The 14,561-nt window shown below is 40.6% G+C and carries 7 protein-coding genes, 3 tRNA genes and 3 rRNA genes; 1 reads left to right on the plus strand and 12 read right to left on the minus strand.

Going from position 1 to position 14,561, the window contains the following annotated elements:
* Together H6541_12685 and H6541_12690 are read right to left on the minus strand one after the other, a co-directional pair.
* The coding region (locus H6541_12685; GenBank protein MCB9016644.1) for a DUF456 domain-containing protein at nt 1-258 on the minus strand (258 nt) is incomplete at its 3' end.
* 5 nt (nt 259-263) lie between these two features.
* Nucleotides 264-731 carry a hypothetical protein gene (locus tag H6541_12690; protein MCB9016645.1) on the minus strand — a complete coding sequence of 156 codons (468 nt, stop codon included), beginning with the start codon at nt 729-731 and terminating at the stop codon, nt 264-266.
* 277 nt (nt 732-1,008) lie between these two features.
* On the opposite strand from H6541_12690, the gene msrB reads away from it, so the two are divergent.
* Nucleotides 1,009-1,485 (plus strand): peptide-methionine (R)-S-oxide reductase MsrB, encoded by a 477-nt coding sequence (msrB, locus tag H6541_12695; GenBank protein ID MCB9016646.1) that lies wholly within the window; start codon nt 1,009-1,011, stop codon nt 1,483-1,485.
* Here msrB and H6541_12700 read toward each other — a convergent pair.
* The 10 genes from H6541_12700 to H6541_12745 form a co-directional block, all read right to left on the minus strand.
* Nucleotides 1,457-3,010 (minus strand): serine hydrolase, encoded by a 1,554-nt coding sequence (locus tag H6541_12700; protein MCB9016647.1) that lies wholly within the window; start codon nt 3,008-3,010, stop codon nt 1,457-1,459. The two genes, msrB and H6541_12700, sit on opposite strands and share 29 nt — an antisense overlap.
* A 5-nt stretch (nt 3,011-3,015) precedes the next feature.
* Nucleotides 3,016-3,873, minus strand: coding sequence for a hypothetical protein (locus H6541_12705; protein MCB9016648.1), 858 nt, complete (start codon nt 3,871-3,873; stop codon nt 3,016-3,018).
* A 384-nt stretch (nt 3,874-4,257) separates the two neighbouring features.
* Nucleotides 4,258-4,369, minus strand: a 5S ribosomal RNA gene (gene rrf, locus H6541_12710).
* A 103-nt stretch (nt 4,370-4,472) separates the two neighbouring features.
* A 23S ribosomal RNA gene (locus tag H6541_12715) occupies nt 4,473-7,373 on the minus strand.
* A gap of 152 nt (nt 7,374-7,525) precedes the next feature.
* Nucleotides 7,526-7,599: transfer RNA gene (locus tag H6541_12720), tRNA-Ser, on the minus strand.
* A gap of 204 nt (nt 7,600-7,803) precedes the next feature.
* A tRNA-Ala gene (locus H6541_12725) sits at nt 7,804-7,880 on the minus strand.
* A gap of 25 nt (nt 7,881-7,905) precedes the next feature.
* Nucleotides 7,906-7,979 (minus strand) — tRNA-Ile (locus H6541_12730).
* A 142-nt stretch (nt 7,980-8,121) separates the two neighbouring features.
* Nucleotides 8,122-9,651 (minus strand): 16S ribosomal RNA (locus tag H6541_12735).
* The 16S, 23S and 5S rRNA genes sit together here with 3 tRNA genes alongside, the layout of an rRNA operon.
* A 575-nt stretch (nt 9,652-10,226) precedes the next feature.
* On the minus strand, nt 10,227-13,046 hold the full coding sequence (locus H6541_12740; GenBank protein MCB9016649.1) for a T9SS type A sorting domain-containing protein: 2,820 nt from the start codon (nt 13,044-13,046) through the stop codon (nt 10,227-10,229).
* A gap of 609 nt (nt 13,047-13,655) precedes the next feature.
* Nucleotides 13,656-14,543, minus strand: a complete 888-nt coding sequence (locus H6541_12745) for a T9SS type A sorting domain-containing protein (protein MCB9016650.1) — start codon at nt 14,541-14,543, stop codon at nt 13,656-13,658.
* Between the last annotated feature and the right edge of the window lie 18 nt (nt 14,544-14,561).

Below are 14,561 nucleotides of genomic sequence, written 5' to 3' on the forward strand. Positions count from 1 at the left end.
TGCTCCCCATACCCCTTTACTGCTTCCACCAAATTTTTTGGTTCCCCAAACAGGCACATAATAATCAAGTAATGTAACTGCAATGGTAACAATTAACCAGATTAAAAGAAATGAAGACCCAAAAATATCTTTGTCAACTAACAATAAAACCAATAATGCTGCATAACTCAAGGGCGGACCCGGGATGAAAGGCAGAATGCACCCAACAATCCCGCTGATTGTTAGCAAAACCCCTAACGTAATCCATACCCATTCCATCTGTATTAATTTGGGGGAATAAAGTAATAATTTATTGTTTTATCTGGCTCACCAGGGTTTTCTACGCTCGCGGCAATTTTTCCGTTCAATTCCCTGATATATGTAATTCTTTTAGGAAAGTCGTTCCCCGGATTGTCAAATACTAAACTATCGCCCGGGCTGTTAATCAGAACAAAGTTGGATAATTCGTTCCTGAAATTTACGCAATAATTCCATTTGTTATGTATTTTTCTAATAACCAGGCGCTCTCTGAAAATGGTGTCGCTTGTTGCCACACTATACCCAAAACCTGTAAAGATAGAATCTCCTTGTATACTCCAGCTTTCAAAAAAACCGTTTATTGTGTCTAAGCGTGAGCCAATAAGCCAATTGAATCCGGAAATGTCATATTCAGGTTTCTTTTGGAAAGAACAACTATTGAATGCAAATGTGATAGGAATTAAAGCCAGTACAATTAAAATTCTTTTATCCATCTTATTTTGATTAATCAACTTTTGCTGAATGTAAAGGTACAAAAAAGCCCAGGAACTGAGTTTTTAAAAGGTCAATTTTTTTACTCAAAATGCAAATAGAGTTTATGTTTCGCTTTGAGATAAACAAATTTTCCAGTTGTGATGTTATAACTCAAAACACAATTGTACCGGCATGAAATTCAAGATAGCTTTACAATTACTGCCTCTAAATTTGATTTTGGCATTGGGAGTAGTTACTTTTCAATCATGTGCCCAGTCAACTTTAAAAAATAATGGTATGGAAAACAACAGAAATAAGGTAACTGAAAAGGTATTTAAAAGTGATGAAGAATGGCGGAAACTTCTTACTCCGCAGCAGTACAACATTTTGCGACAAAAGGGGACAGAACGACCACATACGGGCATTTATGATCAGTTTTTTGTAAAGGGGAGTTACTTTTGCGCTGCCTGTGGTCTTGAATTGTTTGAATCGGGGTCGAAATTTGATGCTGGTTGTGGTTGGCCAAGCTTTAGTTCACCTGCCGAAAATGCACATATTCAGGAAAATAGCGATAGAAGTTTTGGTATGGTAAGGACGGAAGTGGTATGTTCCAGATGTGGTGGGCATTTGGGCCATGTTTTCAATGATGGACCTCCACCAACAGGGCTCAGGTATTGTATTAATTCGGCTTCACTCGTATTTAAAAGTACAGAGCAACTGGAGAGTGAGAAAAGTAAATCAGATTCTATTTCAGGCCAGGTTTCTGACGAATAAAATCTAATTCTGTGAAATCAAAATCAGGGTTTGGGACGTCGATAAACAACTTTTCAACTTCTGATTCAGGACCGAGTATAAAGGTGGCTTTACCTTCCGGAAGAGAAGGCACCTCTGGAAATTTTATACTGAAAGTGTTGTATTGCCAGTGTTCCATTGAGCTATGGAACATAGGAGTGGGAGTAAAACTCATAAACAGTTCTGAATCCCGAAGTTCGACTTTAACTTCACCATAAATTTCACTCACATACGAACCGGTGTAACTATCCAATGGAAGAGTCGGGCTGGTATTTTTTAGTCGTTGCAGGTTTTCTGCTTTAGCAGCTTCAAGTTCAGTAGCTTTGTTTTTCTCCATCATGTCAAAAATGATGGTGCTCCAATCAGTTGTATCACTGGACAGATAAGTGTCCAGAATTTTATATGAAAGGGGATAATAGAGACTTGAATTTTTATTTGTCAAAATAACAAATGCCAGATTGGCTTCAGGAACAAAAGCAGAGAATGAAATCATGCCATCATAACCTCCTGAATGAGAAATAATTTTTTTTCCATGATAATCCATCAATCCCCAGCCCATGCCATAACTCTTAAAATGCGTTGTAGGCCATAATTTTTCCGAAAATGGTGAAACTTTCTGAATGGTTTGAGGTGTCCATAGTTCGCGCAGTGATTTTTCACTCACAAGTTCTTTACTTTCAAGCTTTCCTTTATGTAATTGAAACTGAAGCCATTTAATCATATCAGATGCAGAGCTGTTTATTGATCCTGCAGGTCCGATATTGTCCCAATTAAGATATTTAATGGCAATAATGCTATCATTAACATCATTATGCGGAATGGAAGTGTTGCCTTTCAGATTTAACTCTGTAACACTGGTATTGGTATTTTTCATACCCAGTGGTATCAAAATACGTTCTTTTATAAATTCATCCCAAGACATTCCGCTTACTTTAGCAATGATTTGACCAGCAGTAAGATACATGATATTTGAGTAGCCGTAATTTGTTCTGAAACCATAAACTGGTTTTAGTTTGGATGCTCTTTCGATTATTTCATCTCTCGAATACGTACTACCATACCAAATTAAATCTCCGCTAAAAGTTTGTAATCCTGAACGATGAGATAAAAGATCCCGGATAGTCATATTTAATGAAACATAAGGGTCATATAATCTGAACCAGGGTAAGAATTTTACAACTTTGTCGTCCCAGCTTAGTTTCCCTTCGTCAACCAGCATGGCCATTGCTGTTGCTGTAAATGATTTGGTATTTGAAGCGACAGCAAAGAGGGTATTTTCGTCTATTTTGCCTGGTTTTCCTATTTCCTTTACTCCATACCCCTTAAGTAATTGAAGAGTGTCATTTTTTAGAATAGCCACGGCCATTCCAGGTACTTGCCACTTTTCTATTGATTTAGTAAAATAAATATCCAGATTTTGGGCTTGAATGCTATTTTGTGCTTTCAGACCCCAAGTCGGGATGAAAATGAGGAGAAAAGAAAAAATGTATCCAGCTGCTGTTTTCATAAATCTTATGAATTATAATGAAAATCAATAAGTCCTTCAATTGCTGACCTGTAAAACTTATCAGTCGTTATACCCGCCTTGGCAGCGGATTCCTTTAAAATATCATTAAAGTAATAAGCTACAGAACCGATAAAGCTAACTTTGAGTTGCTTAAAATTACTATATTGACTAACTGTTTTAGCAAAAAACTCATCAAAGCTGCTACTTATTAAATTTTTGACATAAGGATGGGAAATATTTTCCAAAAGGAAAGGGCTGAACGAAGCTAAAAAACGGCTAGGTCTGGGTTTGTTATATACGGCGTCAAGAATTGATTCTACAGAGGGATTAAAACGATTACAAAAGCTATCAAGAATCTCTGCAGGAATTTTTTTATGGAAATAGTCCATAAGTAATTTTTTCCCAAGATGGGCTCCACTTCCTTCATCTCCAAAGAAATAACCAAGCGACTCAACATTTTCAACAATGTCATTTCCATCATAATAACATGAATTGGAGCCTGTACCTAAAATGCAGGCAATGCCAGCACTTTTTCCGCAAAGAGCTCTTGCAGCTCCAAGCATATCATGATGAACTTCAATTAAATTAGCCTTTCCGAAAAATTCATGAAGAACATTTTCTAATGTTTGGCATTTTCGAACAGTGGAACAACCAGAACCATAGAAATAAATTTCTTTGACGGCATCAGGGTTAATAAAAGGGTAGAGCTCTTTGTCAAGGACATCTTTTATGGAAGCATAATCCATTTGGTATGGATTTATTCCGATTGTTTGAACGGTTTTTGTATCACCATTTTTTTCAATAAGACACCAATCGGTTTTAGTAGAGCCACTATCAGCAATAAGTATTAAATCATTAATCATTAAAATTTAATTATAAGGTTTTTTCTTAATAAAGATTTGTCTTTGAACAGGAATAATAGACAATCAAATGCTAGTTATCAAAATTGGACTTATGAATACAACACATTGAGAATCGTCCATTTTGGGTATTCAATAGGTTTTATATTTGAATAATTTGTCTATTAAGCGTGTAAAGATAAGAAATTATTTTAAAAAGAGTAGGGGGGAGGTAAAAATGTTACAATAAAAATATCTTTATTTGTTTTTGAAATAGAAAAAGTATGATTAATATCAAATTAAATACATAGATATTAAAGAAATATTATGTTGGGTATTATAGAATAAGTTTAAGAGAATACCGGATAACAAAAAAGGCTATCCAAAATGGATAGCCTTTAAGTAAAAGTTTGGCGACGACCTACTCTCCCACCTGGAATGGCAGTACCATCGGCGCTGGTGGGCTTAACTTCTCTGTTCGGAATGGGAAGAGGTGGACACCACCGCTAAAGTCACCTTAATGCTTTGCGTATTTTAAATCAAGGGGTATAAGCCCATGATTCGACATGTTAAAGGAAGAAGAAATCCGATTATGAAAACAAACGAATGTGAAAGCGTTTGTACTTAAGAAAGTCTACGGGTAATTAGTATCACTCGGCTTTGACATTACTGCCTTTACACCTGTGACCTATCAACGTTGTAGTCTACAACGACCCTTAAAAGAAGTCTCATCTTGAGCTGAGTTTCGCACTTAGATGCTTTCAGCGCTTATCTCGTCCATACGTGGCTACCCTGCGATGCAGCTGGCGCAACAACAGGTACACAAGAGGTATGTCCGACTCGGTCCTCTCGTACTAGAGTCAGGTGCTCTCAAACTTCTAACGCCCACAACAGATAGGGACCGAACTGTCTCGCGACGTTCTGAACCCAGCTCACGTGCCACTTTAATCGGCGAACAGCCGAACCCTTGGGACCTTCTCCAGCCCCAGGATGTGACGAGCCGACATCGAGGTGCCAAACCACTCCGTCGATGTGAGCTCTTGGGAGTGATCAGCCTGTTATCCCCGGAGTACCTTTTATCCTTTGAGCGATGGCCCTTCCATACGGAACCACCGGATCACTATGTCCTAGTTTCCTACCTGATCGACTTGTAGGTCTCACAGTCAAGCACCCTTATGCCATTGCACTCTACGCACGGTTACCAAGCGTGCTGAGGGTACCTTTGAAAGCCTCCGTTACTCTTTTGGAGGCGACCACCCCAGTCAAACTACCCACCAAACAATGTCTCCCGCATGCGCGGGATTAGGCATCGAATAAACAAAGGGTGGTATTTCAAGGTTGATTCCACGACTCCTGGCGAAGCCGCTTCACAATCTCCCACCTATCCTACACATCGTTTATTCAATGTCAATGTTAAGCTATAGTGAAGGTTCACGGGGTCTTTCCGTCCCGTTGCGGGTATCCGGCATCTTCACCGGAACTACAATTTCACCGAGCTCATAGTTGAGACAGTGCCCAGATCGTTACACCATTCGTGCAGGTCGGAACTTACCCGACAAGGAATTTCGCTACCTTAGGACCGTTATAGTTACGGCCGCCGTTTACTGGGGCTTCAATTCAATGCTTCTCCTTGCGAATGACATCTCCTCTTAACCTTCCAGCACCGGGCAGGTGTCAGGCCTTATACGTCATCTTTCGATTTAGCAAAGCCATGTGTTTTTGATAAACAGTCGCCTGGGCCATTTCTCTGCGGCCTCATTGCTGAGGCGTCCTTTCTCCCGAAGTTACAGGACTAATTTGCCTAGTTCCTTAACTATGATTCACTCGAGCACCTTTGGATACTCTCCTCGACCACCTGTGTCGGTTTCCGGTACGGGCGCCAATAACCTGATGCTTAGAGGTTTTTCCTGGAAGTCTGTTTAGGGCAATTATCCGCTTGACCGAAGTCTCGCGGTACTATCAGGTTCGACATGCTCAGCGGATTTGCCTGCTGTGCATTTATCTACACCCTTTAACGTACTATTCCGTCAGTACGCATGCCTTTCACTACTCCGTCACCCCATCGCAGTTATTGCCGGTACATGAATATTAACATGTTGTCCATCGACTACGCCATTCGGCTTCGCCTTAGGTCCCGACTAACCCTGATCCGATTAGCGTTGATCAGGAAACCTTGGTCTTTCGGTGTGAGGGTTTCCCACCCTCATTATCGTTACTTATGCCTACATTTGCTTTTCCAGACGCTCCAGCATGCCTTACGACACACCTTCTGTGCAGACTGGAATGCTCCCCTACCAGATACGCTTTTAGCGTAAATCCACAGTTTCGGTAGTATACTTTATGCCCGATTATCATCCACGCCCGATCGCTCGACTAGTGAGCTGTTACGCACTCTTTAAATGAATGGCTGCTTCCAAGCCAACATCCTAGCTGTCAATGCAATCGAACCTCGTTAGATCAACTTAGCATACATTTGGGGACCTTAACTGATGGTCTGGGTTCTTTCCCTCTCGGCGCTGGACCTTAGCACCCAACGCCTCACTCCCGAGTATATATCATAGCATTCGGAGTTTGTCAGGAGTTGGTAGGCGATGAAGCCCCCGCATCCTATCAGTAGCTCTACCTCTATGATACTCAACCTCGAGGCTGCCCCTAAAGGCATTTCGGGGAGTACGAGCTATCTCTCAGTTTGATTAGCCTTTCACCCCTACCCACAATTCATCCAAAGACTTTTCAACGTCAACTGGTTCGGTCCTTCAGTCCGTGTTACCGGACCTTCAACCTGATCATGGGTAGATCACAAAGTTTCGCGTCTACCCCCTCTGACTTCGCGCCCTATTCAGACTCGCTTTCGCTGCGGCTCCATGCGTCAACGCATTTAACCTTGCCAGAGAGGAGTAACTCGTAGGCTCATTATGCAAAAGGCACGCCATCATCCCGAAAATTCGGGACTCTGACCGTTTGTAGGCGCACGGTTTCAGGTTCTATTTCACTCCGCTGTTCGCGGTTCTTTTCACCTTTCCTTCACAGTACTGGTTCGCTATCGGTCTCTCAGGAGTATTTAGCCTTGGCAGATGGTGCTGCCAGATTCCCACAGGATTTCTCCGGTCCCGCGGTACTCAGGATACTGCTCGTGTAAATAATTCGTTTCGCCTACGGGACTATCACCCCCTATGGTTGCACTTTCCAGTGCGATTCTGCTACAAATTATTCGTCAACTATTGCAGTCCTACAACCCCTAATATGCCGTAACATCTTAGGTTTGGGCTGTTCCCCGTTCGCTCGCCACTACTTAGGGAATCACTTTTGTTTTCTTCTCCTGCGGTTACTTAGATGTTTCAGTTCACCGCGTTTGCTTCCCGATTAATCGGGATGATACGTCTTCAACGTACCGGGTTGCCCCATTCGGATATCTCCGGATCAAAGGTTATTTGCACCTCCCCGAAGCTTTTCGCAGCTTATCACGTCCTTCTTCGCCTCTGAGAGCCAAGGCATCCACCCTGCGCCCTTATTAACTTTCTTAATTATTTTATTCAAATTTGTACTCGATTGTACTCTTCTACCTGAAGATTACTCCCGACGTTTTTACATCGGCTCATCTCCATAATAGTTTCTCTTCTTCCAACATGTCAAAGAACTTTTTGTCTTAATGCAGTTGCCCGATTAAGAACTTTTGCGCCAAATACAGGTATCGAACCTTGTCCCTGTTCCCTATTCCAGGAAACCGCTCTGCCTCTGAGCTAATTTAACTATTCTTTATTTTTAAGAACTTGTATAATCTCTGATTCTTTAGCAAAACCAAAAATTATGGTGGAGAATAACGGTCCCGATAGCTATCGGGACGAACCGATGATACTCCTTTTTTTGTCGAAACCACATCTTGTGAGCTATTTCAACTATTCAATATTTTAAGAACTTGTCTAATCTCTGATTCTTTAGCAAAACCAAAAATTATGGTGGAGAATAACGGATTCGAACCGATGACCCCCTGCGTGCAAGGCAGGTGCTCTAGCCAGCTGAGCTAATTCCCCTCGAAGTGATTCTTCTTTTGTGATGTAGTCCCGCGCAGATTTGAACTGCGGACCCCTACATTATCAGTGTAGTGCTCTAACCAACTGAGCTACGGGACTATGTATTGCATAGTGTCCTATTCCTCAGTGTGTTAAGGGATAGAGCCCTCACGCGTAATCCTTCAAGGTATATATCCTGTAAGTTATGAAGCAAACAAATAAGCAAGCAATGACTCCGGTTAACCGAAGTGATTAAATCTACTCTAGAAAGGAGGTATTCCAGCCACACCTTCCGGTACGGCTACCTTGTTACGACTTAGCCCCAGTCATTGGTTTTACCCTAGGCGACTCCTTGCGGTTATCGACTTTAGGTCCCCCCAACTTCCATGGCTTGACGGGCGGTGTGTACAAGGCCCGGGAACGTATTCACCGCGCCATGGCTGATGCGCGATTACTAGCGAATCCAACTTCACGGAGTCGGGTTGCAGACTCCGATCCGAACTGAGACCGACTTTGGAGATTTGCATCCTGTCACCAGGTAGCTGCCCTCTGTATCGGCCATTGTAGCACGTGTGTAGCCCTGGACGTAAGGGCCGTGCTGATTTGACGTCATCCCCGCCTTCCTCACTACTTGCGTAGGCAGTTTCTTTAGAGTCCCCAGCTTGACCTGTTGGCAACTAAAGATAGGGGTTGCGCTCGTTATGGGACTTAACCCGACACCTCACGGCACGAGCTGACGACAACCATGCAGCACCTCGTAGACAGCCCCGAAGGGATATAAGATTTCTCCTATAGTCTCTCTACGTTCTAGCCCAGGTAAGGTTCCTCGCGTATCATCGAATTAAACCACATGCTCCTCCGCTTGTGCGGGCCCCCGTCAATTCCTTTGAGTTTCAATCTTGCGATCGTACTCCCCAGGTGGATTACTTATTGCTTTCGCTTAGACGCTGACTGTGTATCGCCAACATCGAGTAATCATCGTTTACAGCGTGGACTACCAGGGTATCTAATCCTGTTTGATCCCCACGCTTTCGTGCATGAGCGTCAGTTATAGCTTAGCTAGCTGCCTTCGCGATCGGTGTTCTGTGTCATATCTAAGCATTTCACCGCTACATGACACATTCCGCCAACTTCAACTATACTCTAGACTATCAGTATCAAAGGCAGTTTCTCGGTTGAGCCGAGAGATTTCACCCCTGACTTAATAATCAGCCTGCGCACCCTTTAAACCCAATGAATCCGGATAACGCTTGCATCCTCCGTATTACCGCGGCTGCTGGCACGGAGTTAGCCGATGCTTATTCTTCAGGTACCTTCAGCTATCTACACGTAGATAGGTTTATTCCCTGACAAAAGCAGTTTACAACCCATAGGGCCGTCTTCCTGCACGCGGCATGGCTGGTTCAGGCTTGCGCCCATTGACCAATATTCCTTACTGCTGCCTCCCGTAGGAGTCTGGTCCGTGTCTCAGTACCAGTGTGGGGGATAACCCTCTCAGGACCCCTAGACATCGTTGCCTTGGTGAGCCGTTACCTCACCAACTAGCTAATGTCACGCATGCCCATCTTTAACCGCCGGAGCTTTAATTGCTGTGTGATGCCACACTGCAATGTTATGGAATATTAATCCCGATTTCTCGGGGCTATCTCCCTGTTAAAGGTAGGTTGCATACGCGTTACGCACCCGTGCGCCACTCTCATCAAAGTATTGCTACCTCGAATCCCGTTCGACTTGCATGTATTAAGCCTGCCGCTAGCGTTCATCCTGAGCCAGGATCAAACTCTCCATTGTAATAGAAAAGTTAAATGTTCTCAAGATTTAATTCCAATTTATTATTCACATAATAAATCGCATTGCTGCTTATTTTCGTTTTGCTTCAATAGTTCAAAGAACTTCAATTTCTTTTTTCGTTTTTGACCTTAAGTTCGAAGACGTTTCCGTTTTCTCTCTTTCGGGGCTGCAAAATTACAAACATTTTTGAACCCTGCAACTTTTTTGAAAAATATTTTTAAACTTATTTTTCAAACCTTTTTTTCTCAAATAACGTACCCTGTTCCGGAAAAATTATTTAAGTTTTTACCGTGATTGGGATTGCAAAATTACGACCTTTTTTTACTTGCGCAAGTGTTTCTTTATAAAAAAATAAATAATTCTTAATGATTTCTTAATAGTTATTCAGCGTCAATTACTTAGAAGAAGAAAGAAAATTAGTTTTTTTTATACTGAACATAATGTGCTAGGACAGCTCTGATTTGCTAAAATAGCTAAGAGGCAAAGATTCAGCAGATTGGCATAATCTTGCAAAAAAGCACATAAGGACAATCCTTAGTTAAAGATTGTCCTTATGTGATACAGAATGGCCAAAGTTTACCTGCAGATGAGTATCTCAGATTCTGTTTTTTTATCCGAAATCATTTTTAAGATATAGATCCCTGGCTTATTTGTGGATGAACTCCATGTAAATTCATGCAATCCGGGCATCAGATTACCATTATATAATGTTGATATATGTCTGCCGGTTATATCATATATCAATAGTGACGTGTTCATTTGATGATGAACATTAACCGGAATGGTGAAAGTTGACCCGGATGGATTAGGATATGCTCTTCCCAATATTTCATTTTCAGCAGCTTTGTTTTCTTCTATTCCTAGCCCTGTTTCGGGTTTTGTTAACCTGGAATTCGTGTATAAACGGTATTCGCCGGCCTGCAGGGTAATCGGGTCTGTTCCGGCTGTAACTGTGATTGAATCACCGGTAAAGTATTCATACCATTTACCGTTTTCGGGGAAACCTGGCACAATATTTCCTTCACTAACATTAAAGTTTCCAAGCAAAACAGCAGACATGTCGGAGTGATTCAGGATAATTTTTTTCATATATCCGCTGACGTCAAGTGTAAAATTATTCGTTCTGAATGCATTGTGCTCTTTTCGCAATTTTAGCATTTCGGATACTATATTATATAAGGTGTTTCTACGATAATCATTCTGATAATCCCACCTTATTGGTTTTTCTCCTGTTCGGCCGTTGAAATCAATGCTGTAATCATACCCCAGTTCACCAAATTGCCATATCATTTTAGGGCCAGGAATGCTCAATAGAAAAACACTTGCCAATTGCATTCTTTCCAGTGCATTAGTTGTGTCTCTGAGGTTATAATATGGATTAGAGAAATTTCCTTCTTTTAATATACGGTACATAATGCGTTCTTCATCATGACTTTCCATATAAGAAATTAGATTTGGCTCTGACCATCCTCTTGTTTTATAGGAAGCCCATGAAAAATTGGTGTTGGAAGAGGAGCCCTTAGCCGCTTCTGCAAAATTAGTGTTGCTATTGCCCCAAAGCATCATTCCATATGAGGATAGTTCCTTTTCTTCACTATTATCAGCAAAATGTTCGAGAATAACGTATGCATTGGGCTTAACAGACCAAATGGTGTCAGAAATTTGTTTCCAGATGGCAATTCGCGTTGCATCGTACTGTCCCCATGCAGTAACATTTCCAAGCGTATTTTTTTGGGTAAAACCTTTAGATAAATCAAACCGATAGCCGTCAATTTTATAATCTTCTATCCAATGCTTAACTACTCGACTAACCAAGTATTTAGTGTCAGGGCTTTCGTGATTGAAATCAAAGCCAACGTTATATTCATGTTTGGCAATCGGGTTGAACCATGGATTGTTTGCTGCAGGTCTGTTATTGGCAGCATCCCAATATAACATAACCATCGGGGAAGTGCCAAACGAATGATTAAGTACCATATCAATAATAACAGCAATGCCCTGTTTATGACATTCATCAATAAAACGCTTCATGTCGTTTTTAGGGCCGTAATATTTATCGGGTGCAAAGTAGTAGTTAGGATTATATCCCCAACTTAGGTTTCCTTCAAATTCACTGGGAGGCATTAGCTCAATGGCATTGATTCCAAGTCTTTTAAGATATGACAGGGTGTCAATGAGTGTTTGATAATTATGTTTGGCAATAAAATCGCGCACTAGTAGTTCGTAAATAACGAGGTCTTGTTTAGCAGGAGATTGAAAATTTTCAATTTCCCATTCATATTCAGGTTGAGAGGTCTGAAAAACAGTTGCTACTCCCTGTGCTTTGCCCACGGGGTAGGGGATTAATCCAGGGTAGGTAGATTCATTAATGTATTGATCATTCCATGGATCGGAAACTTTTTCAGCGTAAGGATCGCCAATTCTGATACTACCATCAACAACGTATTGGAATACGTATTCTCTTCCTTCTTCCAGGTTTTCCAGTGTAATCCAGTAACTTTTGCTGTCAGGTGTCCTGAACATGTATCCACTTTCATCATATTCCCAATTGTTAAAGTCACCAAGTACAAAAACATTGCTTTTTTCAGGAGCATATAAACATAGGGTTATGCTGTTGCTGTTCAAATAGTTAATGCCGTAAGTGATATTTTCGGGAAGAGCTGCTACTGTAACGGGTTGAAGTACAAAATAATACAGAGAGTCTGTCGCTTGTTCTTCGCTGTTTTTAGCAATGACTTTTACCCTATATTTCCCAAAGTTATCAGCCTGTGCACTATATGAGAGATTATTACCTGACACAGATTCGAAAAGCTCGTTGTTGATAAACAGAAACATGGAATCAGCAGAATTGGAGATGGCATTTATGGTGATTTGTTCACCTTGTTCAACCAATAAAGCATCTTCAGCAGGTAAACTTATTCTGGTAAAAAGCCCTTCAGGATATATGTCAACGAAAATATCGCCACCGGTTTCTGTTTTTCCTTCTAACCATTGTCCGCCGACCTGAACGCCGCTTCGAAAAACAAAGGCCATTTTCAAAATTTGTTCAGCAGCAGGTACATTGTAATATTGGCGAACGTCCGGACTGATAACAAGTTTGTATAGATCTGTGCCTATGCGTTCCAGTTTGGTTGCTGCTGTATTTTGTCCCCAGTTTGTTTTAACATATTTCCAATCAGACGGGCCTGTACTTAGGTTTGTAATAACCCCTGTATGTGCATATACATCACCTGTATAACCAGCAAGGCCGCCATTTCCAAGCGCAGCATTGAAAATAATCTCAACAGGGTCGTTGTCTGCTGGAAATGTTGGATTAGTTACAACGAGCTGAGCGTTTGCCACCCCGGAAAGTAATCCAAACAGAATAAAAGCCAATAAAGAAAGATTTGTTTTCATTGTGAAAAGTGTATAGATAATTATTTGAAAAACAACATGTTAAAATTCAATACAATGTTTCCGGAAATCGAGGAAAGTCATTTTCTTAAAATTCAGAAATGATTGTTACAAAAAATGATGATACACCATTTGATATCACAAATTCCGGAATTATTAAAAATATAATCGCCTGAGACTTAATGGCTATTTTAATCAGGTTAAAATCTGAACCAATTCAGCAGAATATATTTAAAGTACAAAAATAATTAAAATTCACGATTTTTAATCAGTAAATAATTCAGAGAGTTTCTAAAATGGTTGGACGATGTAAGCAGGAATCAAAATAAGTAATTTCTGTTCGTTCACTACTCATATAATAATTTCATAAGGGAGAAACTCCGGTTATTAATTCATTTTGCGCCAATTAGCCCTATTTTGCATTAGTCTGATAAATTTTTGTTTTACTCAAAAATAATAACGCAATGGGCTTTATTTCCAAAGTCCCCACTGATGTGGAATTCAATTTCTGGTTTTATTCAGCAAAACTCTAACAGTTGCCCGTCGATGTTTATAACGGTATGCTTAACTTTAGAACTTTCAGGCCAGGAGTTAACAATATTAATAGTCAATCTACTTTATTATCATTTTCCTGACACTCACACCTTTATTGGTACTTAGTTTATAAATATAAATTCCCTTTGAAAGGCCAGTGGAATAGAACGATACTTCGTGCATACCCGGAAAAAGTAAACTATTAACCAAATTTTTGAGTAATCGTCCGTCACAATCAAAAACATCAAGCGAAACAAAGGACTGCTCAGGGAGTTCGAAACAGATTTGTGTTTCAGTTGTAAATGGATTCGGAAAATTTTGATGCAGTAAGTCAGCTTTATGAAAACTATTTACTGAAATTGTTTCAGTCTGTTCAAGCAGGTATTCATAAGACAAGGTGATACGTTCATATTCAGCCCAAAAGTATGAAAAAACGAAGGAAATTTCATCGCCTGGAGACATAAGGGCCAGATTAATTGTAGTCATGTATGGATTTGAGTATTGTAATTTAGTATTAAAGATATCGTTCACATAAAAGGAAACATCCATACAACAAGTGTCAGTGTTCCACACGGTTAACTCCATATTCAATGTTTCTGTGTCTAATGCTTCAATATTAATTGAAGCAAAAGGCCAGCATGAAGTGAACTCTATTGTATCTGAAACTGTAACAGCTTTAATAAAATACTTAGGGGGTATGTGATAATTAAGTTCACCAAAATCGGTAAAAGTAAAGTCTGAGTCTTCAGAGACTACCATTTCTTCTGTTAACAGAAATGGCAGGTCTTCAATTTGAGGCCTTTTATAAATAAGACAGCCAATTATTTCCACTTCATCCGGGAATGCATCCCAGCGTATTATAACGCTATCAGTTGTTCCTTCAGCAAAAGCATAGGTGCTGCTGATTTGTGCATACGTTCCGGGAATAAATGCCATCGCTAATAAAAAAAACAATTTTGTTTTCATAACGCTTTCAATATTAAT

The organism is Lentimicrobiaceae bacterium, from assembly GCA_020636745.1.
Taxonomy (GTDB): Bacteria; Bacteroidota; Bacteroidia; order Bacteroidales; family Lentimicrobiaceae; genus Lentimicrobium.